This window comes from Mycobacterium terramassiliense (genome assembly GCF_900157385.1).
In the GTDB taxonomy this organism is placed as follows: Bacteria; Actinomycetota; Actinomycetes; order Mycobacteriales; family Mycobacteriaceae; genus Mycobacterium; species Mycobacterium terramassiliense.
This window is the reverse complement of the sequence record NZ_LT717701.1, coordinates 2580295-2607129: the sequence shown is the minus strand read 5'-3', so window position 1 is coordinate 2607129 and position 26835 is coordinate 2580295. Positions and strand designations below refer to the sequence as shown.

Below are 26835 nucleotides of genomic sequence, written 5' to 3'. Positions count from 1 at the left end.
GCCGCCGATGTTGCCGGCGCCGACGGCCGCCCCGCCCGCGCCGCCGTCGGCCCCGGTGCCGATGAGGTTGAAGAGGGCGCCGCCGCTGCCGCCGTCGCCGCCGACGCCCGCAAGCCCGTTGGCGAAGTTGAGGCTGGACCCACCGGCTCCGCCGGCGCCGCCCAGGCCGTAGATCAACCCGCTGCCGTTGCCGCCGGCGGCGCCCCAGCCGGCAACGAAGCCGTTGCCCCCGGCCCCACCGATGCCGCCGTTGCCGAGCAGGAACCCGCCGTTCCCGCCGAAACCGCCGTCGCCGCCGACGCCGTTGACGCTGACACCGCCGGTCCCGCCGACGCCGCCGTTGCCGAAAAGTCCGACCGCATTGCCGCCGTTGCCGCCAAACCCGGCCACTCCGGCGCCGATCGCGTTCCCACCCGTCCCGCCGCGGCCGCCGTTACCGAACAAGAACCCGCCACTGCCGCCGCTGCCGCCGTTCTGGCCGGGACCGCCGGAACCGCCGGCGCCGCCATTGCCCCACAACAAGCCGCCGTTCTGGCCGTTGGCGCCGGTTCCGGGAGTCCCGTCGGCGCCGTTGCCGATGAGCGGACGCCCGAGGAACGTGTCGAAGGGCGCATTGATGTCGTTCAGCAGGCCCTGCAGAGGGTTCGCGTTGGCGGCCTCGGCGCTGGCGTAGGAGCCCGCACCCGCATTCAGCAGCTCGACGAACCGCTGGTGAAACGCGGCTGCCTCGGCGCTGATGGCCTGGTAGGCCTGGGCATGCGCGCCGAACATCGTCGCGACGGCCGCCGAGACCTCGTCGGCGCCCGCGGCCGCCACCGCCGACGTCGGAACCGCCGCCGCCGCGTTGGCCGCGCTGATCGTGGAACCGACGTTCGCCAGATCCGAGGCCGCCGCCGTCACGTACTCCGGGACCGCAACTACAAATGACATCCCGACCTCCGAACGACGTGGCGGCCGCCCGACGGTCGCCGAATAGCGAAATCGTGTCGTCTCGCTCGCCCTACCGATCCCAAGTTTGAGTCGGCTTGGCAGTAATGGACCGAGCTAACAGGCGGTCGATGAGGCGGGCCTAGGCGGGCGATGAGTTCCAACTGTGAGCCGCCGCCTACAGCTGCTGCGGTCGGATGTCGATTGTGTCTAGACACCACTTGAGGTTTTTGCTGGAGCGGAAAACGCATAACGCGGCTGGAAGGGTCTGGCGGCATCGGCGGGGCGGGCGGGAGCGGCGAAAACGCCGGCGGCTTAGGAGGTTCCGGCGGAAGGGCCCCCTCGCTCGGCCACGGTGGCGCGGGCGGAGCCGGCGGGATCGCCACCGCAACCAACGGCATCGGCGGTTTAGGCGGTGACGGAGGTACCGTCGGGCGGCTGCACGGCAATGGTGGCACCGGCGGGCTGGGCGATGACGCTACCGGCACCGTTGGGCATGGTGGCCGCGGCGGGGACGCGGGCACCGCCGGAATGTTCGGCAACGGCGGTCTCGGCGGCCAGGGCGGCGCCGCGTTCCTGGGCACCGGCGGGGACGGCGGCAGCTCCGGCAACAGCGGGATCATCGGCGACGGCGGCACCGGCGGCAACGGCGGGGCCGGTTTGATCGGGGGCCGCGGCGGCGATGGCGGCAACGTCAAGCTGTTGGGCGGTGGCGGCGCCGGTGGCAGGGGCGGCGCCGGCAGCGGCGCTGCCGGGTTCGGTGGCGCCGGCGGGAAGGGCGGCGGCACCGGGATATTCGCCGACGGCGGTTCCGGCCGGCGCCGCGCCCGCCAGCGGCGGCAATGGTGGCAACGCCGTGTTCATCGGCAACGGCGGGAACGGCGGAAACGGCAGCGCCGGCGGGCCCGGCGGCCACAGCGGCTTTGCCGGGCCGTTAGGGCACAGCGGGATAACCGGGGCGCCGTAGATCCCGGCGGGGCCCGATCCGCTCAGGCACGAGCAACAGCGCGCTACGGTGCGGGCGGCCCAGTCGGATTGGCCTGGGCAGTAAGGGTTTCGCAGAGAGCAGCGGGGCCTGATGCCAGGGCCGGTTGATTTCGCTGACGACTCGTTGTCGTGGTCAGCTCTCGCCCGTCGCTTCCCGTTTGTTTGTATGTCTAACATAAGTACCTTTGGCGCAACGGGCAGGCGATGACTGATGACGACTGGGATATAGATGGCGGACAGCCTCGCCGCGACCGACCCGACGCTGGCACCCACCCGGACGAACGGCCGTCGGCTCCGGTGGGACCGCGACCACGCGCACTACAAGTGGGTCGCGCTGTCGAACACGACGCTGGGCATGCTGCTGGCGATGATCAACGCGTCGATCGTGCTGATCTCCTTGCCCGCCATCTTCCGCGGGATCGGCCTGGATCCACTGGCCCCGGCGAACATCGGCTTTCTGCTGTGGATGCTCATGGGCTATCTCGTCGTCACCGCCGTCCTGGTCGTGTTCGTCGGACGACTCGGCGACATGTACGGCCGGGTGCGCATCTACAACTTCGGCTTCGCGGTATTCACCGTCGCGGCGATCGCGCTCTCGTTCGACCCGTTCCACCTCGCCCGCGGCGCGCTATGGCTGATCGGCTGGCGCGTCATCCAGGGCATCGGCGGCGCGATCCTGATGGCGTTGTCGGCGGCGATCCTTACCGATGCATTCCCGAGCAACCAGCGCGGCATGGCGCTCGGGTTCAACATGGTCGCGGCGGTGGCCGGCTCGTTCCTCGGCCTGCTGATCGGCGGGCTGCTGTCGGGGTGGGACTGGCGCGCGATCTTCTGGGTCGGCGTGCCGATCGGCTTGGTGGGCACCGTCTGGGGCCTGCGTTCGCTGCACGAGATCGGCGTTCGTACACCCGGGCCGTTGGACTGGCCCGGCACACTGACATTCGCCGCCGGCCTGACCATCATCCTGGTGGGAATCACGTACGGCATTCAGCCGTACGGGAAGCATGCGACGGGCTGGACGAACCCATGGGTGCTGGGCTCGATCGCGTTCGGTCTGTTCTTGCTGGTCGCCTTCTGCATCATCGAGTCGCGAGCGCCGCAGCCGATGGTCGACATCCGGCTGTTTCGGTCGACGGCGTTCGGGATGGGCAACCTGGCCAACCTGATGTCGTCGATGGGACGCGGCGGCTTGCAGTTCATGCTGATCATCTGGCTGCAGGGCATCTGGTTGCCGCTTCATGGATACAGCTTCGAGTCGACGCCGCTGTGGTCGGGCATCTACCTGTTGCCGGCGACCATCGGGTTCCTGTTCGCGGCACCGATGGCGGGATGGCTGGCGGACCGGTTCGGCGCGCGGCCGTTCGCCGTCGCCGGGATGCTGCTGATGGCGGGCACGTTCATCGGGCTGCTGATGATCCCCGTGAATTTCGACTACCGGATCTTCGCGCTGCTGACCTTCCTCAACGCCGTGGGTGGCGGCATCTTCACCGCGCCCAACACCGCCGCGATCATGTCGAGCGTGCCGCCCGCGCAACGGGGCGCCGCGTCCGGCGTTCGGGCGACGTTCTTCAACGCCGGCTCGGCGCTGTCGATCGGAGTCTTCTTCTCGCTGATGGTCGTTGGGCTGGCGCACACCCTGCCGCAGGCGCTGAGCAGCGGACTGCAACGGCACGGAGTATCGGCGGCGGTGGCGCAGGATGTGGCCAACCTGCCGCCGGTGGGCAGCCTGTTCGCGGCGTTTCTTGGTTACAACCCGATCGGCGAGTTGCTCGCACGGTCGGATGCACTGCAGCAACCCGGCGTCAACGCCAACGTGCTCACCGGCAAATCGTTCTTCCCGGAGCTGATAGCGGGGCCGTTCCACGCCGGACTGGTGGTGGTATTCGTCGCGGCGGCGGTCATGATGCTGGCCGGCGCGCTGGCATCACTGGTCAACCCAGGACGCTACGGCGACGATGTCGAACAAGGCAAGACCGAATGATCCTGGACCCCAACCAGATTCACGTCGAGGACAGCGGACCGGCGCTCCGCCGCCGTCCCAGCAGCACGCAGGCCAAGGCCAGCCCCGCCAGCAGCGGATGAACGACGCGGTCGCGAAGGTCGACGGGCACCGCTCCCAGCAGGTCGGTGCCGTGGAATGCCTCGAGCACGGTCGCCACGGCGTAGACCAGTCCGACCGTCAACGCCGCCGCGGGCGCGGCCCGTGGATAGGCGATGCCGGCGGCGAGCACACCGACCATCGCGAGCTGCCAGACCGAGCGCCAGCCATCCCCGGGCAGGGCAAAACTTGCTCCCGCCACCAGCGTCGAGGTCGCACGCACCCCGAGAAACAACGCAACAGCCATGCAGTACCAGCGCGGGGCGCTCCCGGCGCCCGTCCAGCCAGACCTCATCGGAGGCTCCTCCCACCCGTTACTGCCAGGGCGGCAGTAACGGGGACTGACTATACTGCCACTGTGGCAGTAACAGGAGTGGCTCGTGGCGAAGGTTCCGGTCCCCCGCGCCGGCGCCGTCGCGCTCCGGCAGAGGCTCGGCGCGAAATCCTCGAAGCGGCATCCGGATTGCTGGCCGAGCAACCCGCTTATGCGGTAACCGTGGCAGCGATCATGGGTCGAACCACCCTGTCGCGCAAGTCCTTTTATGTATATTTCCGCGACCGCGCCGAACTGATCGGAGCGTTGGTGCGGCCCCTGCGTGTCGAGGACGACGAGGCGCTGGCCCGATGGCGCCAAGCCGAGGATCCCATTGCCGCCGGGCGCGAGGCGCTCCTGAGTGCCGCACACACCTATCGCCGGCACGGCGCGATTCTGCGAGCGGTGTTCTGGTCGTCGGGCAATGATCCCGAGGTGGCCGCTGCCCGCTCGGCCCTCGTCGACCCGGTGATCGAGGTCGCCGAGTCAATCGTTGACGCCACGAACAGCGGGATCGCCGATTCCCGAGGAACGGCAACGGCATTGGTGACCATGAACGTCCACCGGCTGCTGACGCTGACCCCTGACACCTCCGACGCGGACCTGCACGCGCTCGTGGACACACTCGCCACGATCTGGGAACGCGCTCTGTACTCAAGCAGGGGTTAGCCGTCTGCATCCGCGCCGAATGACATTCGGTGGCCGCTGGACACGGCTAGCATTCGTCATGCCGCTTGGACCCGCACTGACGGCGTCGTCGACGCCAATAGGAAAAGGGAGCCGTATCAATGTCCTCACCTCGCTGGCTCGCAACGCTTACCGTCCCCGTGATGGCCGGCGCTGCCTTGGTTAGTAGCTCCGCAGTCGCGACTGCCACCCCGGCCGATGACGCCTACCTCGCTCAACTGCGCGCCGTCGGCCTTACGTGGCCGCCCAAGACGGAAGAGGCGCTCATCGGAGAGGCGCATCTCGTCTGCTACGACCTCACGTGGGGTTGGACGCCGCAACAGATCGCCGACGACATTCACGCCCATTTGAATGCGCGGGGCGTGACGTTGCTGGACGTCGGGACCTTGGTCAACGCCGCACACTCGACGTACTGTCCCGGCAACGTGTGCGACGCCCCGACCCTTTGCACCTGACAGCGCTCTCGCCGCAACGGTTCTCGGGCTTGCGGGCCGGACCGACCAATCAGCGCTTCGATGCGCTGCCTCGACGCCGTCGCGTGCCGTGCGCCGCCAGCACGTCGTTATTTGCCAGCGTTTGCGCCTGCGCGGCCAGCGTCGACGCCCGGTGGGCATAGGCGATTGCTCCGGCCTCGTTCGTCGCCTGGGTGCCGTGCGCCGCCGCCAGATGCCGCTTCGCGTCTTCGAGCCGCGCCTGGGCCTCGGTGCCGATGCTGTCGCGATGTTTGCCGGCGTAGTCGGAAATCTGGCGCACTCGGGCGTCCGCGGTAACCAACGCCTGGCCCAACGACCGATCGCATCCCTCGATGCTCACCTGCCCATCACCACGCGCGGCGCGCCGGCGCCGGCGCGCGCGATAGAGCACGAGCACTGCCACCGCGGCGACGACCACAACGGCGATGACCGCGATCGCGATCGGCACCCAATTGCGCTTCGATGAGGTCGCCGGGCTCGCCGATTGGTCCAACCCGTCGGCCGCAGCGACCGCGGCGATGCTCCATTCTTTGGCGTTGATCGCCGGATCAATATGGTTGCTGCGCAAAGCGTTTAACTCGGCCGCCGGAAGGCTCGGCACGTCGAACACGTACAGCTTGGTGTTCGTGGCTACGGCCAATAGCGCGTCGTGGTCGCCCATGCCGCTGGCGGTGCGGGTTTGGTTCGCCCAGTTGTCGGGCCTGAACTTGGAGAAATTGTCGACGTAGACCACCCACAGCTGGATGTGCCGGTCGCGGTACAGCCGGTCGATGGCCGAGCTGACCGCGGCACGGCCGGAGTCCGTCAGCGCCCCGGTGTTGTCGGTGATGTGCTCGGCGAGCTTGGACGGCGGTTGGGCGCCGGCGGGTGCTGCCGGCAGTAACCCCGCCGTGAGAATCGCCAGGACGGCAACGAACAGGCGAACAACCCGCATACGGGTAATCTAGCCCGCCGCCGAGCCCGCCGAGCGCACCATCACCTGCCGTCGGCGACTGGGGCTCAATGCACTAATTTTCCTGGGGTGACGTTCTCAGCTACTCATGCACTCGCGCGTTGGATCGCCCCCGTCCTCACGGTCGCGGCCGTTGTCGGGACGGGCTGCCTCGCCGATCCGGCGGTGCGCTTGGCCGACGACGCCAACCCGTTGGCCGGCATGCCGTTCTACGTCAATCCCAACTCGGCGGCCATGCGCGCCGCGCAGCATGCCGATCCGCCGAGTCCCGAGTTGACCGCCATCGCCAACACGCCGCAGGCCTACTGGATCGTCCCGGGCTCTTCGGCCTCGACGGTCGCGAAATACACCGGCGACGCCGCGGCCGCCGGCGCCATCCCGGTGCTGGCGATTTATGGGATCCCGCACCGCGACTGTGGCAGCTTTGCCGCGGGTGGCATGGCGACGGCCGACGACTACCGCGGGTGGATCGACGGCATCGCGTCCAGCGTCGGCGCCACGCGGACGGCGATCGTCCTCGAACCCGATGCGCTGGCCATGGCGGACTGCCTGTCGGCCGACCAGCGCCAGGAACGCTACGACCTGATTCGCTACGCCGTGGACACGCTGACGCGCAACCCGGGCACGGCCGTCTACGTCGACGGCGGTCACTTGCGCTGGCATAGCGCGGAGGACATGGCCGCCAGGCTCAACAAGGTCGACGTCGCCCGCGCGCGGGGTTTCAGCCTCAACACCGCGAACTTCTACACCACCGGGGACGAAATCGGTTACGGGGAGGCGATTTCCGGGCTCACGAATGGCGCGCACTACGTGATCGACACGTCGCGCAACGGCGCCGGGCCGGCGCCCGACTCCGGGCTCAACTGGTGCAACCCCAGCGGCCGGGGACTGGGCACTCCACCGACCTCCGCCACCGCGGGCGCGCACGCCGACGCCTACTTGTGGATCAAGCGTCCCGGCGAATCCGACGGGACATGCGACAAAGGCGATCCGCCGGCGGGCACCTTTGTGAATCAGTACGCCATCGATCTGGCCCACGCAACGGGCTAGCCGCGCCGTCGTCGTCAACCCTTATGTCTGGCAGGGAAGACGGACGTCGTCGTAACCTCAAGCGACGGTCACCCCGGGCGGGCCACAAACCCCTAGCCGCACAGGGATTGGAGGCAATATAACGATGGCTGAGGAGCTGACGCCGCATTTCGAGGATGTGCAAGCGCATTACGACCTCTCCGACGACTTCTTCCGCCTGTTCCTCGACCGCACCCAGATGTACACGTGCGCCTACTGGCTTGGCGGCGAAGACATGACTCTCGAACAGGCTCAGATCGCCAAAATCGACCTTTCGCTGAGCAAGCTGGACTTGCAGCCGGGCATGACACTGCTGGACCTCGGCTGCGGCTGGGGCGCGGCCATGATGCGAGCCATCGAGAAATACGACGTCAACGTCGTCGGTATCACCCTGTCCAAAAACCAGGTCGCCCACGTCGAGCAGCTGTTCGCCGCCTCGGACAGCCCGCGTTCCAAGCGCGTGTTGCTCGAGGGCTGGGAGCGGTTTCACGAGCCGGTGGACCGGATCGTGGCGATCGGCCCATTCGAACATGTCGGCTACGACCGCTACGACGCCTTCTTCAAAAGAACTTATGAGCTGTTGCCGAGCGGCGGCACGATGCTGTTGCACACGATCACCGTCCTGTCGGAGAAGGAGATCATCGAGTCCGGCTTGCCGCTCACTCCGGCGATAGTCGAATTCAGCGACTTCATGAAAACCGAGATATTTCCCGGCGGCTTCCTGCCGACCATCGATATGGTCAAAGAGTTCTCGGCGAAGGCCGGCTTCAAGCTGAAGCGTCGCCAATCGCTGCAGCGGCATTACGCAAAGACCCTGGACGTATGGGCCGCGGGCCTCGAGGCGCATAAAGACGAGGCCATCGCGATTCAGTCCGAGGAGGTCTACGAGATGTACATGAAGTACCTCACCGGCTGCGCGAATCTCTTCCGCAAGGGCTACACCGATCTCAACCAATTCACCCTGCGCAAGTAGCGCTCGTGCCGAGCCCAGAAAAGCTTCACATTCGGGGGTCTACTCAATAGAGTTAGCGGTCCGAGTCGCCCCGTTGAACTTGATGGGAGTCGAAGATGTCGGCTTTCCTGATCGCAGCACCTGAGGCCTTGGCCGCGGCCTCGGCGGAGTTGAGTGGAATCGGGGAGGCGATCAAGGAGGCCGCGGCGACATGGGCGCCGTCGACCACCGGGATTGCGCCGGCGGCCGCCGATGAGGTATCGGCCGGAATTGCGCGGTTGTTCGGCAGCTATGGGCAGACCTATCAGACGTTGGGCGCACAGGCGGTCGCGTTTCAGCAGCAGTTTGTGCAGGCGCTGAGCGGCGGCGCGGGTACCTACGCCTCCGCTGAGGCCACGAGCGCAGCGTTTCTGCAGTTCCCGGACCTGCAAGCCATCGAGCAGAATCTGCTGGACGCGGCGAATGCCTACACCCTGACGTTGACCGGGCGGCCACTGATCGGCAACGGCGCCAACGCGGCGCCCGGGACCGGGGCCAGCGGTGGGGCCGGCGGCTGGTTGCTCGGTTCTGGCGGGGCCGGCGGGTCCGGCGCGCCCGGTAGCGGCGGCGGGTCCGGCGGCGCCGCGGGGCTGATCGGCACCGGCGGGGCAGGCGGGGCCGGCGGCACCGGCGCGGCCGGCGGTCCGGGCGGCCACGGCGGATGGCTGTTGGGCACCGGTGGGGCCGGCGGAACCGGAGGGGCTTGCCCTGGCCGCCCGGATTTGGCCCGACGGTTGCTCCCGAAGTGCCGCCGGCGCCACCGCCGGCTGGGTGGGCTCCGGCGGCGCCGGTGGCGCCGGCGGCACTTCGGGAGCAACCGTCGGGCCAAATCCGGGCGGCCAGGGCGGGGCGGGCGGCAGCGCCGGTTTCGTGGGCTCCGGCGGTGCCGGCGGCCCCGGCGGATTCGCCGCGGCGGGCCCCGGCGGGGACGGTGGCCATGGCGGGAATGGCGGGTCGCTGGTGGGCAACGGCGGTCCCGGCGCGGCCGGCGCGGACGTCGCCGCCACCTCGACGTTCAGCGGCGGGGGCGGCGGGAGCGGCGGCAGTTCCTTCCTGGTCGGCGTCGGCGGCAACGGCGGTAACGGCGGCAACGCCGCTGCCGGGCTACTGGGCGGCCCCGGCACAGTGGGGGCCGGCGGAATGTTGCTCGGCCGCAACGGGATTCCCGGATTGCCGATGAGCCCGAACCTGTTGGTCAACCCCGGCTTCGAAATTGCCGACCCGTCCGGGTCGGGCTACAGCGGGGTGACCATTCCGGGCTGGACCGTAACCGGCACCCCGACGATCATCGCCTACGGCACCCCGCGCGGCTATCCGGGACCGTTCTCCATCCCCAATCTGCCTGGTTTCCTTGGCTTCCCCGGCACCCCGCCCGCGGGCGGCGGCAGCAATTTCGCCGGCGGCGGACCCGTGGCCACGTCCACCATCAGCCAGGTAGTCAACCTCTCCGGCGCAGCCGGGAAGATCAACACCGGCACAACGCCGTACACCCTGAGCGGAATGCTCGGCGGCTACTTGGGAGACCCCTCCTCGGCCTCGCTGCAGGTCACCTTCCTCAATGCCAGCGGGGTCGTCCTGGGCACCGGCTCGACCAGCTCGGTCACGTCGCTGGATCGCTTGGGAATCACCGGTTTCCAGGCACGGGACGTCTCCGGGACGATCCCGGTGGGCACCACCCAAGCCGTGGTGACCGCAACCTTCGCCGACCACAACCCGGTCCTCGGCAACTACAACAACGCCTTCGCCGACAACCTGTCGTTCACCGTCGGCGATCCGAACCTCGCCCAGCCGACGCTCACCCCACCGACGTCCAACGTGGGCCAACTGAATCACGTGTTCCTGATCTACATGGAGAACCACGGCGTCGGCGACATCCTCGGCAGCCCCAACGCGCCGTACATCAACTCCCTGATCAACACCTACGGATACGCCGACAACTACTACGCGCTGGGCCACCCCAGCGACCCCAACTACTTCCGGATCCTGGGCGGAACGGATTACGGCATCGACGTCAACCCGCCGCCGAACGTCATCTACGGGACCAACAACCTCATGGCAAAAATGGATTCCTCGGGCGTCACCTGGGCCGGCTACGCGCAAAGCATGCCCTACCCCGGTGCCATCACCAACTCGGGTGACTACGCCGTCGACCAATTGCCCTTCGCCATGTTCAACTACGTCTACGGCAACCAAACCCCGGGCTACCTGCCGACGCACCTGCTTCCGCTGACGTCGTTGGGCCCGAATCTGACGGACCCAACCAAAGCACCGCAATTCGCGTGGATAGCTGCCAACGAGTCCAACAACATGGAAGGCCCGGTCAGCACACCGACCGGCGCTCTGAACTTCCTGGGCAGCCAGCTCACGACGCACCAGTACAACATCGCGGCCGGTGACCAGTTCGTCCAGCAACAGGTGTCCACCATTCAGAGCTCGCCGACGTGGACCGACCCGACGCAAAAGGACGTCATCATCCTTACGTGGGACGAGGACTACAACAACCTGTCACTGGGCATCGGCAACCAGGGCAACAACGTTCCGATGATCGTCATCCCCAACCAGGGCGCCGTAACCACTGGCGGGATGCAATCCGGCCACTTCATCGCCACCAGCCACTACGACCAGTACAGCCTGATGGCCACCATCGAGGACGCCTTGAGTCCTTCGCCGGGAGCTCTGGGACCGCTGACCGCCAATGACATGTATGCCCAACCCATGAACGAATTCTGGAAGTAACGGCCGCCCCGGCAGACGCGGCCAGGTGCCGGACTTCTGACCTCCTGTAGGAGTGTCGGTTTGCCGAGGACTGGGCATTCCACCTTTGACCGCTGGTTCACAGCTCAGAACAAGTGGAAGGGTGCACGATGCCACACATAGTGATGACCGTATCGGGGACCGGTGTCGACATGTGGAACACCGCCTCACCGCAACCCGCCGGCGTCGCTGCCGCGCTGGCGGCCGCGTTTCCAGACCTGTTCTACTGGCAGCCTGTCGGTAACTATCCGGCCAGCGTGTTCCCCATGGGTCCGAGCGTGGACGCTGGTGTCGCCGAGCTGAATAGGCTTTGCACACAAATCAATCCGCCAGATGGTGCGCCGTCCTATCCGCAAAGCTCCATTATCCTGCTCGGCTACTCACAGGGCGCTATCGTCGTGTGTCAATTCCCGCACACGATAGCGTGGCTTAATCCGCAGATCGCCAACCGCATTGTCGCGGTGGGTGTTTGGGGAAATCCCCTTCGGTTGCCGGGTTTCGCGTCAGGCAACCAGTTCGCGGGATGGCCGCTGCCGGCCGACGTGGACGGCGTTGTCACCGGCGGTGTCGCGGGTCCGGCCTGCATGATGCCCGCAGACGTCGCGCCACACCTACTCACGCCGGTCACGCATTTCTGGGGCGATTTCGTCAACACGATAGGAGTCGGTAACGACATTTACACGGACGCACCCGTCGGCCCCAACCCATGGACAGCCGAGGCGGGCCCGGGAGTGATCGAGACGCAAATCTACAACATCGTCCAAAACGCAAACAGTCCAAACATTTTCGCGATCCTCCGCGACGCGTTGAAGCTGGTGAATCCGACCACATCGGTCGAAGAAATCATCTCCATCACCGAGGCGATCTACAACGGCGGAATGTTCTTGGCGGCCGGCCCCAACGCTTCCCACTACACCTACGACACCACACCGATCTATAACTTCATCGCCCTGGCAGGCCAACAGACGCAACCGTTTTCCACGAGCCAGGTTTGACGAGACACGCCCCCGGATGCCTCATCGGTAGAGTGTCAGGGAAACAGCCAGGAGATGAAGGCATGCGATCGGTTGCGTTGGCCGCCTTTGCGGTGGCGTTCGGCTTCCTCGCGCCGCACGCTACGCCGGCACCACCTGTCACGCTTGCCGACCACACCGTCCCATCGGCTCCTCCTGCCGACCCCGGCGACGGTTCCCTGCCGAACGGGGGCCAACTCACGCCGTTCGACGTCCAATACTCGGCGATCGCGCGCCTCGACCCGGCGCTGTTGAAAGCGATTCAGGGTGCCGCCACTGCGGCCGCCGCGGACGGCATAACCATGACCATCACCTCGGGCTGGCGGTCGCCGGAGTTTCAGCAGCGGCTGCTGAACAATGCCGTGCGGACCTACGGCAGCCTCGCGGCGGCGCGGCAATACGTGCAGACCCCGGAGATGTCCAAGCACGTCACCGGCGAGGCCGTCGACGTCGGGGGTGCCGGCGCCGACGAATGGCTCATCTCCCACGGGTCCCGCTTCGGGCTGTGCCGGATTTACGCCAACGAGCTGTGGCACTTCGAACTGGCGGCGGACGCGGCGGGGAACTGCCCGGCGCTTCTTCCCAACGCGGCCGGGTAGTTCCTGGATCGACTTGCCGGGCAAGCACATCCGCTAGATGCCCTTGTCTACGTCGGTCTGCACCTCAAGGGTGCCCGACCACCCACTCATTGCACCCTTGTTGCAGCCGCCCAGGACTCCATCCATCTGCACGTCGACCGTGTGATTATTTCCCGGACCGTGCGGGACCCTGAAGAAGTGCGCGGGCTGTCCCGGCTGTACCTGGGAATGGCCCTCCTCGGCACCGTCGACGAAAATATGCACCTCGCCCGGGGCACACGCGTGGGGATCCCCGGTGAACGTGATGAAGTAGGGGGTCCCACTGCCGCCCACTTGGATACCCTGCCTCGGTGTGCATGTCTGGCTATACGGCTGCGGGCAGTCGACGGCGAGGAATTTGGTGTAAGTATTCGCCGAAGCCGGACTGGCCAATGCCAGTGCGGTAAGTGCGAGCAGCGGCGTTATTGCTGCCGTGGCTTTCAATATGGTCACCGGACGGCTCATGTCCAAAGTCCCTCCAATGCCGGTCGGGTACGGAACTCCGACTAGATGGACGTTGTCGCGCAAACAACGAACACCGTCTGAATCTGACGCTATTGAGCAAGCCAGGCTCGACGCATCAGGGTTTCCCCTACAGTTTCGGACGCGATCGACCGGTCCCGCGCCTGCGCAACTGCGCCGACCGCTGTCCGAGGAGATAGGCGAATGGCGGATATCCGTCAGGGCAAGGGCTGGAAACGCGGCCTGAACCGCCGGCCCGGCGGACCAATGCGCGCGAGGGCACGTATTCCTCGCGGGGACAACGGATCCGACCGTAGGACCGACCGGGCTCTGGTGTTACGGATGCCCCTATCCCTGTCCCCCGTTTTGGGATTGGTTGTGAATGCAGTCCCGGTAGGCTTCCATACACTGCGCGACAGCGTCGGGCGGCACATACCTCTCGCCGTAGATGCCTACCTGCACACTGGCAGACATGCAGGCCTGCTTTTGGCTGTCACAGCTCGTCGTCGGTGCGTCCTGCGGCGGAAGGATCAGGCCGGTTGGGTCGGCAATTTCCCCAGTGCTTACACAGGGTGTTATCGCCGGCTCGGCCGTCGCGGGGGTGGCCAACACGCCGGCGATCGGAAAGAACAAGATCGTTGCCAGCGCTAGCCGGGTGACTATCGAAGACATCGAAGGCTCCTCACGGGACACTGTCAGAGGTCGGAAATTAACGCCCGGGGTTTCGTTTTGCGTAGGGCATTAGGGCGCATGCGTCAGGGCAATAAGTCCCTATGGCGATAACCGTCACGGGCCGAACATGAGCTCCATGCTCCGCGCATCATGCGTCGCTGCGGCCATGGTCCTGGCCGCCTTCGGTGCGGCTCCGCCAGCCGGCGCCGATCCGTCTGCCGAACTGATGAAAATGCTGCCGGCGGGGTACAGCAGCAACTCGTGCAAGCCTACTGATTCAAAGGGCGCGCTGGCCGCTGTGAACTGTCGGGACAATTCCCTGCCCGGCGGCCCGACGGACGCGACCTACTGGCTGTTTGGCGACGACAAGGGGATGAATGCCGCGTTTACGGCGTATTTGAAGCGTCCGACGTGGACGCCGGTGACATGTCCCGGAATGCAATCGTCTGACGCAACCGCCGTGGTGGACTCGCACGGTAAGCAGTACGGCCTCATCGCTTGCGGGCGCGGGACGGGCACAGACTGGCAACTCAGAGATGGGGCCGTGGCGTGGACGCGGGATGCCGACCATTTCCTAGGTGTGGCATACGTCGGGTATCAAGGCCAGGAGTACCCGGCCAGCCTTCTCAATTGGGTCAGAGCGCCGCAGATCGAGATCGACTGCTCAGCCGCCGGTGGCAAGTACACCGCCTGGCACGGTGACGCCGAAATTTACTATTCAAATTGTTGCTTCAAAGACCACTGCGACGAATACGTCGATGGCACCTATCAGGGGCACTCGCCCGGATGACCGATTACCGAGCACCGGACAGTGTTTGCGGCGCGCCGGGGAATGTGGCGACCGTGGCGCGGCCCCGCCTCGGCACCTGTCTGCTGATCCAAGTCACGGTGCTGGCGCTTGCAGCCTGCAGTTCCGCGCCAAGGACAACGTCGACGCCAACGACAACCAGTTCCCCGATGTCGGCCCCGCTGTCCATTGGCCCCAATCCATCGCGGCCGGCGCTGTTCTACGCGAAGGCCGGCGCGCTGTACGTAAGCGATCCGGCGGGCTCCCCGGGCCGCAAGCTCACCAACGGGCCAGCGGACACCGAGCCGGCCCCGTCCCCCGACGGTGCGCACCTGGCTTACGCGCACAAGGCGAAGGCCTCAGATGAGGGCAGCGAGGTGTGGGTGCTCGACCTGTCGCCGCAGGGCGAGGTCATCGGGACGCCGCGGCGGCTCGTCGGCAAAGATGAGCTTCCGGCACCCGTTGAGATGCGGCCGCGAAAGTTCACGAGCCCGCGCTGGTCGCCGACCGGTGAACGGGTTGCTTTCCTCGAGCTCGAAGAGGGCGGCGGCCTCCTTTTCGTCGCGGATGCCCAAACGGGCGCGGTGCCACGTTCTCAACCACTGCTGTTCGCCAAGTCGTATGCGTGGGCGCCGGACGGAAAGCACATCGCGTGGGTGGGCGGGCGCAGCGATGTGAGTCCCGTCGCCGTCAACGTGTTCACCGTCGGCGCTCGCTCCAGCCCTGTCGCCAACGACACCAACGCCTTCGCGGTGGCGTATGGCCACGACGGCCAGAGCGTTCTGTTCGCCAACGGCGATGCATCCGGGATGGCCGCTGCGGAGCCTCGTTTCGCGATCGACCAGGGGGGCATCTATTCCGTCGCCACCCCGGACGGGGTTCCCGCCGACCCGCCTCCGACTCCCCAGCCGTTGGTTACCGGGCAGGCATACTACGGAGACGTCGCGGCGCTGGCCTCCGGGGCGGTGGCATTCACAACAGCCGATGCGACCAATAGGTCAAAGAAACTGCAGCTGCTCAAGGATCCATCGGCGCCGTCATCAACAACCATTGGCGACGTTGCGACCGACCCGCCGGGACCGGCGTGGGGCCCGGGTGACGTCGTTGCTTTCCTGGACACATCGCCCGGACGGCGCCTTGTCGTTCTGGGTCCACAGGGCAGCGCGCCCAAACAGGTTGACACCGAGGTGGATTCGTTCGCGTGGCCTTCCTAGCCGGGGGCAGCATCGATCGGACAGAGAAAATTGGAGGGATCGAACCGTGTACCCGACCGCGGTATATCGCGAGACCGGTGGTGGAGGCGGACGGAAGCGGCGCGCCTTGCCGAGCGTCCGCCGGCCTCATCGTGAGCGCACGTGGTCGTGGTGTTTACGGTTGCTGGCCGGGCTGAGCGGTGCGGTAATCGCAGCCGTTCCGGCGGCCGCCGCGCCACCCCCGGACGACATCGACAGTTACCCGCTCGCGCACGGCAACTACACCGCGCCCGACAACTACGGTTGGCTTTACTTCAAGACCCCCGGCGGGTGGGGATGCGGCATCGGACCGAACGGCGGCCCGGTCGGCTGCGACGCGGTGGCGCGTGACGCCCCGCCCGGTACGAACCAGACCTACGCCATCATCTATGCCCCAGCCGAATACCGCCATTCCGACACCGCGTCGTTCACCCACAACGTCGACGTGTTGCTCGCCGGCCAACGGCTGCAGAGCTTGGGCGGCGCCTGCGCAGTCGACAACCAAGGCGCCGTGCATTGCCAGACGGGCGGCGGGCACGGCTTCATCCTCTCGCCCGACCACGGCGTGCTCTGGTAACCGATCAGCGCGATTGCACCAATCCGCCCGCCGGGCGCTCCCCGACGTCGTTGAGAATCAGCTCGCGCACGGCGGGACGCGGTCCGTACGGTCGCAGCATGGTGCTGGCCGGCCGTGGACGCACGTGCTGCGGCCACCAGAACCAGCGCCCGAGCAAGGTGGCCAGCGACGGCGTCATGAACGACCGCACGATCAAGGTGTCGAACAACAAACCCAGCGCGATCGTCGTACCTACCTGGGCCATCACCAGCAGCGGGCTGAACATGAACGTGGCCATGGTGGCGGCAAACACCAGACCGGCGGAGGTAACCACCGAGCCAGAACCGGCCATCGCGCGGATCGTCCCTGTCTTGAGCCCGGCGTGGATTTCCTCCTTGAACCGCGATATCAGCAGCAGGTTGTAGTCCGAGCCGACCGCCAGCAGCAGGATGATCGCCATCGCCAGCACCATCCAGTGCAACTTCATGCCCAGGATGTACTGCCATAGGAGCACGGAGAGTCCGAACGAGGCGCCCAATGACAGCAACACCGTACCGACGATGACAACGGCCGCCACGACGCTTCGGGTGATCACCAGCATGATGATGAAAATCAGTGTGGCTGCGGCAACTGCGGCGATCAGCAGGTCGATGTCAGAGCCGTCGTGCATGTCCTTGTACGTCGCAGCGGTACCGCCGAGGTACACCTTGGAGCCCTCCCAGGGCGTGCCCTTGATCGCCTCATGCACGGCCTGCTTGATCGGTTCGATGTGGCTGATGCCTTCGGGACTCGCCGGGTCGCCTTCATGGGAGATGATCAAGCGCACGGCGTGCCCATCCGGCGATATGAAGTTCTTCAGACCCCGCGCGAAATCCGGGCTCTTGAACGCCTCCGGCGGGAGGTAGAAGGTGTCGTCGTTCTTGGCCTTGTCGAAGGCATCGCCTTGGGCGGTGGCGTTGTCGGACTGCGCTTTCGCCTGTTCGTTGAGACCCGTCGTGGTCGCGTAGTTCGACATGATGGTGTCGAGGTTGTGTTGCTGGCTCTCGATCTGCGGCGGTATCAGCGCCACCAGCTTCGGCTGAATCTTGTCCAGCTTGTCCAGGTTCGCGCTGAGGTTGACGATGTTCTGCGCCACCTGGTCGATGCCATCGAGCGCGTTGAAGATCGACCGGATCGCCCAGCAGGCCGGAATGTCGTAGCAGTGCCGCTCCCAGTAGAAGTAACTGCGAATTGGCCGGAAGAAGTCGTCGAAGTTGGCGATGTCATCGCGCAATGCCTCGGTGATCTGCACGGTTTCCTTGGTGAGCCTGGTGGTTTCGTGCGTGGTGTTGCTGAGGTCCTGGGTCACCTGCATCTGCTCATGCAGCGTTGCCATGGTCTTCTTCAGCTCGTCGGCCTGCTTGAGCAGGTTTGCCGCCTGCTCGTCCTGATAGTGCTGGGTCTGGATCCGCGCTGCGGCTTGTGCACCCATCTGAAAACCGAGGGTGCTGTGGTCGAGCGGTGTGCCCAACGGTCGCGTGATGGTCTGCACCCGTCCGATGCCGGGGATGTGGAAGACCGCCTTGGCGACCTTGTCCAGGATCAGGAAATCGGCCGGGTTACGCAGGTCGTGATCGGTCTGGATCATCAACAGCTCGGGATTGAGCCGAGCCTGGTCGAAGTGCCGGTCCGCGGCGGCATAACCGACATTGGCCGGGGTGTCCGCCGGCAGGAAGTGGCGGTTGTCGTAGTCCGTCTTGTAACCGGGCAGGGCGAGCAGACCAACCAATGCGACCCCGATGGTCACCGCGAGAACCGGCGCGGGCCAGCGGACGACAGCGGTGCCGATGCGACGCCAGCCCCGGGTCGCCAGCTTGCGCTTCGGATCCATGAGCTTGAAGAACGACGCCACGGTCAGCACTGCAGGGCCGAGGGTCAACGCCGCGAGCACCGCTACCAACATGCCGATGGCGCACGGTGCGCCCAATGACTGGAAATACGGCAATCGGCAGAAGCTCAGGCAGTACATCGCGCCGGCGATGGTCAGCCCCGACCCCAGCACGACATGCGCGGTGCTATGGAACATGGTGTAAAAGGCTTGTTCGCGGGTCTCGCCCAGACCGCGCGCCTCGTGGTAGCGGCCGACCACAAAGATCGCGTAGTCCGTTCCGGCGGCGATCGCCATCAACACCAACAAGTTGTTGGCGAACGTGGAGAGTCCGATGATCTCGTTGTTGGCCAGCAAGGCAACGACGCCTCGAGCCGCGGCCAACTCGATGAACACCATCGCCAGCATGATCAGCATGGTGGTGACCGAGCGGTAGACGAACAGCAGCATCACCACGATCACGACAAAAGTGACAAGAGTGACGAGCGCGACGCCCTTCTCGCCCGCGTGGGACTGGTCGGCGAACAGCGGACCCGGGCCGGTGACGTATGCCTTGATTCCCGGCGGCGCGGGCACCGAGTCCACGATCTTGCGGAGGGCCAGGGCAGACTCGCTGGCCAGCCCGCCACCCATGTTGCCGGCGAGGTAGACCTGCACGTAGGCGGCCTTCTGGTCGTGGCTCTGGGAACCCGCCGCCGTCAGCGGATCGCTCCAGAAATCCTGGACGTGCTGAACGTGTTGCTTGTCTTGCTCGACGCGCCTGACGATCTCGTCGTAGTAGCGGTGCGCGTCGGCCCCGAGCGGCTTGTCACCCTCCAGCAAGATCATGGCCGAGTTGTCCGAGTTGAACTCTTTGAACGTCGATCCGACCTTCATCGTCGACTGAAAGGATGCCGCGTCAGTCGGACTCATCGACACCGAGTGCGTCTTGGAGACGGCCTCCAGCTGCGGGGCCGCGGTGTTGGTGACGAAGACGATGCCCAACCACACCAGGACGATCGGCAGGGCGAGCCGGTGGATCATCCGCGGCAGGAACGGCGGAATCAGCGGCTGATCGACGCGTGGCGGTGCCTGGCCTGGCTCGCTCATGCGGACTTATCCAGGCAGTAGACGAAGGGGTTCACGGTTTCGTTGGAATCTGAACGATTCGGAGCCTTGATGACGTCACCGTGCCCATCGTGGTTGTTCACGACGAACTGGCAGGCGATCCAACTGCCGTCGCCTTGCGCCACCAGGTTTGCCGGGATGCCGGGCTTTGTTGAACTCAATATTTTGCTCCAGGGCAAGGGCACGTTGAGTGCCTGCTGCGGATGGGAGTTTTCGTCGAGGTAGTTGATGGTTGCCGTGCTGCCTGGTGAGCCCCACACCTCGAGCGTGATCGTCTTGGCGTTGAACTCGTCGAGGACTTCGCCCGATGTGCCACCGCCGAACGAACCCTTGTGAACGCCGAAGACGCCGTGCAACCGGTAGACCACGAATCCTGAGACCGCGACGACAGCTGCGATCGTAAGCACCAGCCAGAAACGCGCCAGAAGCCCCTTTTTCCTGGCGCGCTGCGGGACGACATTTTTACCCTCGCTGCCGGCGCCGCCCTGCTTCTCCAACGGCTCGGTCCTTGGCTCAGTCATCGTCATGGGCACTCCAAAGTCTTTCCCCTCTTCACCGGTTGGAGTTCGCCAAGCCATAGCTCCCCCGCCTCCCTGTTCATGGCTTCTCCGCGATGAGGCCGACGCACGTCGCGGTCAGCAAGCGGGTCAGAGCCGACGCGAAGTCCAGATTCCATTCCGGCGGAATCACTTCCGGCTCCTCGGCATAGGCGTCGGTGAGGCGCTCCGGCGGGTTGGCGACCTGCCACAGCGTGGCCGCCAACGAGTACGCGGCCAGCAAGATGTCGAGCGACCCCGAACGGCCGAGTTCGGGCAGCGCGCTCTCGATGGAATCGGCGAGCGAGAGCGTGGCGGCGGTGCTGATTCGCTTGACCTCGACGACCCGCTCGACGTCTACCTCGTGTTCCAGGTGCAGGTGCAGGTTGGCAAGCAGGTCGCAGAACAACGGGTCCTCGGCCAGGGCTTCGGCCAATGTCTCGGCGATGCGCGAGGGCGACTTCGCGCCTGGCTCGGCCAGCTTCTCTGACACGGTATTGGACCACCGCACCCAGCCCTCGGCGGACAGATGCAGCAGGACTTCCTTATACGAGGTGAAGTAGCGGCGTACCGCCGAATAGTGAATTCCGGCGCGGCTGGCGACCGCGGTCAGGGTGACCGACGCGACGCCCGTTTCCATTGCCAGCGAGCGTGCGGCTTCCACGAGGGCCTCCGCACGTTGGCGCTTCTCTTCCTCGGTGCGAGCGCGCTGGAATGTTAGTTGCGCCACCGGCTGAGCGTAACGCACATTGTGTGATTTGCATAACGCACAGGGTTTGCACGCCTGGCCCGTCTCGGGACCGCCCGATTCTCGGGGAAAGCAAGCCAGCGTCATCTTTCAGCCAGCGCGACGGAGAGGCCGTCGCTGATTACCGCCGGCCTGATGCCTCGGTTCGGCCATGGCCAACTCACTCATCGAGCGAGTGTCACGCATCAGCAGGCAGCCGACGGGCCGTCTTGATGCCCACGCGCATGGCCACGGCCATGAGCGGTCGTGTCGCAAGCGATTGACCGGTCGTGGATGAAAGTCAGGGCTACGGGCGAATTATCAAATCATTGACTGAATTGCCGTGCGACGTGACGATGAGCACGGTTGTGCGTGGCTCGATTATTGCGGCTCCGTGCTGTCCTGACCTACCCAGCAGTTCGTCCGACGAACGGTCGGATGCGTCCGATGGAGGGAGTTGGAGATTGATGGGCGTCACGACTGCGAGTGAGGTGTTCTATGACCCCTACGATGTCGAACTCAACGCCGACCCGTATCCGCTGTTTCAGCGGCTCCGCGAGGAGGCGCCGCTGTCCTACAACGAACAACACAACTTTTACGCGCTGAGTCGATTCGACGACGTGCATGCGGCGCTGAATGACCATGAGACGTTCAGCTCTGCCCGGGGCAACATTCTCGAGTTGATCAAGGCTGACATGCCGATTCCGCCTGGACTGTTTCTTATGGAGGACCCGCCCCTTCACGAAATCTATCGCCAGAGCCTTTCTCGCATGTTCACGCCGCGCAAAATGCGCGAGGTCGAGGCCACCGCACGGCAATTCTGTGCCGAGAGTCTGGATCCGTTCGTTGGTACCGGGGGCTTTGACTTCATCGCCAATTTGGGTGCCGAGATGCCGGTGAGAGTCGTGTGCAGGCTGCTGGGAATTCCCGATGAGATGCGGCAGGAGGTCCTCGACCTCGCCGAAGGTCACGTCAACACCGAGGCCGGCGGGGAAATGAAAGCCGCGTCTTCGGGGCTGGAAACAGGGCAGTTATTCGCCGACTACCTCGATTGGCGCGCTGAACATCCCTCCGACGACGTTGTCACCGAATTGCTCGGCGTCGAATTCACCGACCTCGATGGCACGAAACGGGGGTTGACGCGTGAGGAACTACTGATTTGCATCACGCTGGTCGCTGCGGGCGGCGCGGAGACAACGACCCGGCTGATCGGATGGGCGGGCAAGGTTTTCGCCGAGCATCCCGAGCAGCGGCGGGAGCTGGTCGCCGATCGCAGCCTGATTGCCGGCGCAATCGAGGAACTGCTGCGTTTCGAACCCCCCGCGCCACACATCGCGCGCACCCTCACACGCGATGTGCAGTACTACGGACAACACGTGCCAGGCGGCAGCATCATGATGTTGCTCGCCGGTGCTGCAAACCGTGATCACCGGCAATTCCCGCCCGATGGTGACGTCTTCAACATTCACCGCAAAGCCGGAGCCCATGTCGGCTTCGGTGTTGGCGTGCACTACTGCCTGGGAGCGTCGTTAGCCCGGATGGAGGGCCGCGTGGCGCTTGACGAGGTGCTCAATCGCTTCCCGGAGTGGAACATCGACATGTCTGGGGCGCGCATGACCACGACATCGACAGTCCGTGGCTGGGAGACTTTGCCAGCCATCCTGGCATGAAACGCCGCCCCGACCTATTGACCCGATGGCCGAAACCAATCGCGCCGCCCTCGTGCGGACAGGGTTGCGGCCGGGAGCGGGCGGGCGGGGCTCGAACCCGCGACCAACGGATTATGAGCCTTGGACAGAGCGCGGACGACCAGCAAGAACGGTTAGCCGAAACAACCCATATCCACTGCTAGACAGCGAATCTAGGCGTTGTCGGTACGGCACGCCTCAGGTACGGCCGCAATTCGCCCCCGATCGCCGGGGCGACGCCGGGGTGACAAGCGTGCCGCCGGTTGACTAGAGGCAAGCCGCTAATACGCGAACCCCTGCAGTTGAACTTGCGATGGCACCAAGATGTTCAGATCGTGCCGGTGGAACGTAGCTGCTCAATTCCGGCAGCGTCGTAGCCCGCCAGGCGGGTGAGCACCTCTTCCGTATGCTGCCCGACGTGCGGCGCTCCTGGCGGTGCGAATCCGTCGTCGTGTTTGGTCTTGACGCACGTGCCCACCATCCTCTTCGAGGTCCCGTCAGGCTGTGCTTGCTCATAGACAAGTCGGCGAGCCTTCGTGTGGTCGTCGTCGAACAGATCGGCGCCCAAAAACGCTGGCGCACCAGCGATATCGGTCGCGATAAAGAAGTCGGTCCATTCCCTGCGAGTGCGGGCCTTGAAGATCGCCGTCAACTCGTTGCGCAGCCAAGCCTCTGCCTCAACATCCTCTCCCGGCTTCTGGCGCCCCGGTTCGTAGAGATCCATCCTGTTGAGTGACTCGCAGAACCTCAGCCAGAACTTATCCTCGAGGGCATTGAACACCACATAGTTGCCATCGCGCGTTTCGTAGTACTGGTATCTCAGCGATGCGCGGATTCCCTCGCCGTAGGCCGGTTGACCGTTGGCGAGCGCCGAGAGGTGTTGAAAGTTCCAGTTGATCGCGGCGTCGACTTGCGCTACTTCGATGTACTGCGCCCTGCCGTCGCGCCCGGCGGCGTGCAGCGCGGCGAGTACGCCCATCGCGGCATACAGCGGTCCCGCCAGCACCCCGGTCGTTCCTGTGGCCTCCCCCGAAAGGCGTGGCGTTCCGTCCGCTTCGATGATCGGCGGACTCAAGCCGGCGAAACAGTCGAAGGACAGCCCGTGGGTGGGCAATCGGGTGTAGGGCCCATAGCTGCCCATGCCATTGAGCACGCAGTAGACAACCGTCGGGTTGACGGCGACGATGTCGTCGTAACTGAACCCGAGCCGGTGCGCCGCTCCGTAACGCAGGCCGTCGATCACCACCGCCGACGTCGCGGCCAGGCGGCGAAACGCCTCTTGCCCCTCAGCCGTCTTGAGGTTGATCGCCACGCTCTTCTTGCCGCGGTTCCAGTGCGAGTCCTGCAGCTCGCCACCCGAAACCGCCGAACCGCGAAACCCACCGCCGCCAGGCGGCTCCACCTTGATCACCTCTGCGCCGAGGTCGGCCAGGTGCCCGCCCAGTGCGTCCGTGGAGAAAAGTGACACCTCGAGGACCCGGACGTCCCTGAGCAGTTCCATCACGCGACCTTTCCCCGCTACATCATGGTGATTGATTTCAGCTCGGTGTATTCCTCGAAGCCCCAGCGCCCTTGCTCTCGACCAAGTCCGCTTTGCTTGAAGCCGCCGAACGGTCCGCCGCCGTTGAACATGCCGCGCGCCGGCAGAGACCAGCCGGGGCCCTGCCCGCCACCCGGATTGGTTCCCAGGTCGGCACCGGGTGCGACAGTCTGCACCATGACGGTGCCGGTGCGGATCTGCCTCGCGACGTTGAATCCCCTTGCGGCATTGCGGGTCATCACCAGACCTGCCAGACCGTAGATGGAGTCGTTCGCGATGCGGATGGCTTCGTCTTCGGAGCGATAGGTCATCACGGCCAGAACGGGACCGAACACCTCTTCTCGGCACAGGCGCATGTCGTTGCGGCAGTCGACAAACGCCGTCGGTTCGTAGTAGAAGCCGCGTTCGAGATGTTCGGGACGTTTGCCGCCGGCCACCAGCCGCGCGCCTTCCTGTAGGCCCGCCTGAACGAAGGATTCGACTCGCTGACGCTGCTGATCCCTGATCAGCGGCCCGACGACAGTGGCGGGGTCACGCGGGTCTCCGACGGTGATCATCGGAGCCATGGCTTTCACACCCTCGACATACGCCTCGAGCAGGTGCTCGGGCAACAGAAGTCGCGACGTGACGGTGCATGCCTGTCCGGCGTGCATCAGTGCCTGCCCGAACCCTATTCCCGCAACATCACTTTCGGCGGCATCGTCGAGAACGAGGTGCGCGCTCTTGCCGCCGAGTTCCAGCTGTGCGCGTTTCATCGTGGCCGCCGACAGTTCACGGATGCGTCGACCGGTCGCCGTCGAACCGGTGAATCCGATCATGTCGACGCCGCGGTGCGTGCACAGCTCCTCGCCCACCTCGGCACCACCCACCACGACGTTGAACACACCGGGCGGAAGGCCCGCCTCCTCACCGACCTTGGCCAGCTCCAGGGCGTTCATCGGAGTCCAAGGGTGTGGCTTTAGCACCACGGTGCAGCCGACGGCCAACGCAGGCAGGCACTTTTGGATGTTGATGGAGAACGGAAAGTTGAATGGGGTAATGACCCCGACCACGCCGACGGGTTCCCGGACGACGGTGACGCCGCCCAGCCCGGTCGGCGAAACCACGGGGCCGCCCGGTGTTTCCACCCACGTCACGTCGTGTTCGACGAACTCGCCGTAATAGTGCGCGGCCTCGATGGCGCCACCGACCTGAATCAGGTCGGTGATGAATGCGGTCGAGCCTATCTCGGCGACGATCAGCTCCCGAAGTTCCGCTTTGCGCTCGTCGAGGACCTCCGCGAACCGCTTGATGATCTTTGCCCGCTCCCGGACGGACATCCACGGCCACGGACCTTCGTCGAAAGCCCGCCGGGCGGCCTCGATCGCCATGGCCGCCTGCTTCGGTCCCCCGTCGACGACTCGGCCGATCAACTCCTCAGTGGACGGATCGATGACGTCGATGGTGCCGACGGCGTTGTCGCTCAACCATTGACCGTCGATGAAGCTCTGGTACTCCCGCATCAATCGAATCCGTCAGCGGTTGGCTAGGTCAGCGTCGGGTACGGGGCGGGCTCGAAGTCGAAGACCCGGCGGGCATTGCCCTGCAGCACTTTGTACTTGTCGAGGTCGGACCGGCCGTCGAGTGCCTTATGAGCGGCCTGAAGGGAGTTGGGCCAAAGGCTGTCGGTGTGCGGGTAATCCGTTTCGATCATCACATTCTCGACGCCGATGAAGTCCAGATTCGCTGCCCCGAAATCGTCCTCGATGAAGCAGCCGTACATGTGGTCGCGGAAGAGCTGGCGCGGCGACTCCGGGAAAATGTCAGGATCGGTGGGCACCGGCGTCAAGCGCATCGTGGCCGGGTCGACCGCCCAGTTGTTGGCGCGCAGGTATTGGTAGTCGGCGGCGACATGTTCGGCGCGCTCGATGAGGTAGGGAATCCAGCCGATGCCGCCCTCGGCCAGCACGATCTTCAGATCGGGGTACTTCTGCAGCTTGCCCGAGAACAGCCAGTCGGTGGTTGAGTTCGCCAGATTCAGGTTGATGTTGACCGCTTGAACCCCGAAAGGTGCGTCGGGTGATGTGGTCGGGCTGACCGACGACGACCCGATGTGCGTGCACAGCGGCATCTTCGTCTCGTTCACCACCGCGAAGAAATCGTCCCACGCTCCCGAGTGGATGGACGGAAATCCCAGCGGGTGCATGTTCTCCGAGAAGGCAATGGCTTTGGCGCCTTTGCCGGCGCACCGGAGCGTCTCCTCGACGGCCAGACGGGTATCCCACAACGGAACGATGACCATCGGGATGTAGCGACCGGGCGCCGCCGCGCACCACTCGTCGATGACGAAGTCGTTGTACGCCCGCACGCACTTGAGACCCAGGTCCCGGTCACCGAGGTGGGCGAACATCTGACCGCAGAATCGGGGGAAGAACGGAAAGTTCAATCCCGCGATCACGTGATCCTCGTCCATGTCGGGGATGCGGGCCACCGGGTCGAAGTAGGCGCGGGGCATCTCGTCGTAATTCACTGGCAGCGGGGAGTATTCGGCGGGCCGTTGGTGAGCCGCGACCAGGATGCCCATCACCGACGCTCGGGCTTGGTCGTAGATCCACGTGTCGACGCCGTCGATGCGCTCGACGTGCGGCACCCGATCGCGGTCGGCGGCCGACGCGCGGTCGACCCACAGGTTCGGTGGCTCGATGATGTGATCATCAACGGAGATCATCCATTGCAGATCTTGCTTGTCCACGGGTTCCTCCCTGATATCGCTATTACGCTGTCTGCGAGCCGATGTCGGTG

General features: G+C 65.5%; 23 protein-coding genes and 1 pseudogene. 13 read left to right on the top strand and 11 right to left on the bottom strand.

What is annotated here, in order from left to right; translation table 11 throughout:
- Both MTAB308_RS26905 and MTAB308_RS26900 read right to left on the bottom strand, forming a co-directional pair.
- A partial coding sequence (locus MTAB308_RS26905) for a PE family protein (RefSeq protein WP_157901036.1) occupies positions 1–930 on the bottom strand: 930 nt, incomplete at its 3' end.
- A gap of 405 nt (positions 931–1335) precedes the next feature.
- Positions 1336–1791: a hypothetical protein gene (locus MTAB308_RS26900; protein WP_216823711.1), complete on the bottom strand. Its 456-nt coding sequence runs from the start codon at positions 1789–1791 to the stop codon at positions 1336–1338.
- Between the two features lie 352 nt (positions 1792–2143).
- Here MTAB308_RS26900 and MTAB308_RS26895 point away from each other — a divergent pair, with 352 nt between their 5' ends.
- Positions 2144–3895, top strand: coding sequence for an MFS transporter (locus MTAB308_RS26895; RefSeq protein WP_077103738.1), 1752 nt, complete (start codon positions 2144–2146; stop codon positions 3893–3895).
- Between the two features lie 19 nt (positions 3896–3914).
- Here the strand turns inward: MTAB308_RS26895 and MTAB308_RS30065 are convergent, their stop codons facing one another.
- Complete coding sequence (locus MTAB308_RS30065; RefSeq protein WP_157901025.1) at positions 3915–4307, bottom strand: hypothetical protein; 393 nt, start codon at positions 4305–4307, stop codon at positions 3915–3917.
- A 168-nt stretch (positions 4308–4475) separates the two neighbouring features.
- Between MTAB308_RS30065 and MTAB308_RS30060 the strand changes: the two genes are divergently transcribed.
- Positions 4476–4994 (top strand): TetR/AcrR family transcriptional regulator, encoded by a 519-nt coding sequence (locus tag MTAB308_RS30060; protein WP_245831504.1) that lies wholly within the window; start codon positions 4476–4478, stop codon positions 4992–4994.
- A gap of 161 nt (positions 4995–5155) precedes the next feature.
- On the top strand, positions 5156–5467 hold the full coding sequence (locus MTAB308_RS26885) for a DUF732 domain-containing protein (protein ID WP_083746743.1): 312 nt from the start codon (positions 5156–5158) through the stop codon (positions 5465–5467).
- Between the two features lie 49 nt (positions 5468–5516).
- Here MTAB308_RS26885 and MTAB308_RS26880 read toward each other — a convergent pair whose 3' ends face one another.
- Positions 5517–6419 (bottom strand): TPM domain-containing protein, encoded by a 903-nt coding sequence (locus MTAB308_RS26880; RefSeq protein ID WP_077103729.1) that lies wholly within the window; start codon positions 6417–6419, stop codon positions 5517–5519.
- Between the two features lie 87 nt (positions 6420–6506).
- Between MTAB308_RS26880 and MTAB308_RS26875 the strand changes: the two genes are divergently transcribed.
- From MTAB308_RS26875 to MTAB308_RS26850, 6 genes and pseudogenes are all read left to right on the top strand, one after another.
- Positions 6507–7487, top strand: a complete 981-nt coding sequence (locus tag MTAB308_RS26875) for a glycoside hydrolase family 6 protein (RefSeq protein ID WP_077103727.1) — start codon at positions 6507–6509, stop codon at positions 7485–7487.
- Positions 7488–7611: 124 nt separating this feature from the next.
- A complete protein-coding gene (locus MTAB308_RS26870) occupies positions 7612–8478 on the top strand; it encodes a cyclopropane mycolic acid synthase family methyltransferase (protein ID WP_077103725.1) in 867 nt (288 codons plus the stop codon).
- 95 nt (positions 8479–8573) lie between these two features.
- Positions 8574–9444 (top strand): annotated as a pseudogene (locus tag MTAB308_RS30390) (PE family protein); the annotation flags it as partial.
- 12 nt (positions 9445–9456) lie between these two features.
- A complete protein-coding gene (locus MTAB308_RS30520) occupies positions 9457–11232 on the top strand; it encodes an alkaline phosphatase family protein (protein WP_108637417.1) in 1776 nt (591 codons plus the stop codon).
- Between the two features lie 128 nt (positions 11233–11360).
- The gene (locus tag MTAB308_RS26855; RefSeq protein WP_157901024.1) at positions 11361–12245 is read left to right on the top strand and encodes a cutinase family protein; all 885 of its coding nucleotides are present in this window, start codon (positions 11361–11363) and stop codon (positions 12243–12245) included.
- A 62-nt stretch (positions 12246–12307) separates the two neighbouring features.
- Positions 12308–12862 (top strand): M15 family metallopeptidase, encoded by a 555-nt coding sequence (locus MTAB308_RS26850; RefSeq protein WP_077103719.1) that lies wholly within the window; start codon positions 12308–12310, stop codon positions 12860–12862.
- A gap of 33 nt (positions 12863–12895) precedes the next feature.
- Here MTAB308_RS26850 and MTAB308_RS26845 read toward each other — a convergent pair whose 3' ends face one another.
- Positions 12896–13345, bottom strand: coding sequence for a hypothetical protein (locus MTAB308_RS26845; RefSeq protein WP_245831503.1), 450 nt, complete (start codon positions 13343–13345; stop codon positions 12896–12898).
- Between the two features lie 796 nt (positions 13346–14141).
- Between MTAB308_RS26845 and MTAB308_RS26835 the strand changes: the two genes are divergently transcribed.
- From MTAB308_RS26835 to MTAB308_RS26825, 3 genes are all read left to right on the top strand, one after another.
- Entirely contained in the window at positions 14142–14804 is a 663-nt protein-coding gene (locus tag MTAB308_RS26835) for a hypothetical protein (protein ID WP_077103715.1), read from the top strand.
- A gap of 167 nt (positions 14805–14971) precedes the next feature.
- Positions 14972–16015, top strand: coding sequence for a TolB family protein (locus MTAB308_RS26830; protein ID WP_245831502.1), 1044 nt, complete (start codon positions 14972–14974; stop codon positions 16013–16015).
- 160 nt (positions 16016–16175) lie between these two features.
- Positions 16176–16610, top strand: a complete 435-nt coding sequence (locus MTAB308_RS26825; RefSeq protein WP_077103713.1) for a hypothetical protein — start codon at positions 16176–16178, stop codon at positions 16608–16610.
- A gap of 4 nt (positions 16611–16614) precedes the next feature.
- Here the strand turns inward: MTAB308_RS26825 and MTAB308_RS26820 are convergent, their stop codons facing one another.
- From MTAB308_RS26820 to MTAB308_RS26810, 3 genes are all read right to left on the bottom strand, one after another.
- Positions 16615–19545, bottom strand: a complete 2931-nt coding sequence (locus tag MTAB308_RS26820; RefSeq protein WP_077103711.1) for an MMPL/RND family transporter — start codon at positions 19543–19545, stop codon at positions 16615–16617.
- Positions 19542–20090, bottom strand: a complete 549-nt coding sequence (locus MTAB308_RS26815) for an MmpS family transport accessory protein (protein WP_077103708.1) — start codon at positions 20088–20090, stop codon at positions 19542–19544. The genes MTAB308_RS26820 and MTAB308_RS26815 overlap by 4 nt, the downstream gene beginning before the upstream one ends.
- A 70-nt stretch (positions 20091–20160) precedes the next feature.
- Complete coding sequence (locus tag MTAB308_RS26810; protein WP_108637415.1) at positions 20161–20847, bottom strand: TetR/AcrR family transcriptional regulator; 687 nt, start codon at positions 20845–20847, stop codon at positions 20161–20163.
- Between the two features lie 446 nt (positions 20848–21293).
- Here MTAB308_RS26810 and MTAB308_RS26805 point away from each other — a divergent pair, with 446 nt between their 5' ends.
- Positions 21294–22496, top strand: a complete 1203-nt coding sequence (locus tag MTAB308_RS26805) for a cytochrome P450 (protein WP_077103704.1) — start codon at positions 21294–21296, stop codon at positions 22494–22496.
- 346 nt (positions 22497–22842) lie between these two features.
- Here MTAB308_RS26805 and MTAB308_RS26800 read toward each other — a convergent pair whose 3' ends face one another.
- Genes MTAB308_RS26800 through MTAB308_RS26790 form a run of 3 tightly spaced genes read right to left on the bottom strand, consistent with a single transcriptional unit; the run spans position 22843 to position 26785 of the window.
- Positions 22843–24015: a CaiB/BaiF CoA transferase family protein gene (locus MTAB308_RS26800; RefSeq protein ID WP_077103702.1), complete on the bottom strand. Its 1173-nt coding sequence runs from the start codon at positions 24013–24015 to the stop codon at positions 22843–22845.
- Between the two features lie 17 nt (positions 24016–24032).
- Positions 24033–25556, bottom strand: coding sequence for an aldehyde dehydrogenase family protein (locus tag MTAB308_RS26795; protein WP_077103700.1), 1524 nt, complete (start codon positions 25554–25556; stop codon positions 24033–24035).
- A 23-nt stretch (positions 25557–25579) separates the two neighbouring features.
- Positions 25580–26785: an amidohydrolase family protein gene (locus MTAB308_RS26790; RefSeq protein ID WP_083746661.1), complete on the bottom strand. Its 1206-nt coding sequence runs from the start codon at positions 26783–26785 to the stop codon at positions 25580–25582.
- Positions 26786–26835: the final 50 nt, after the last annotated feature.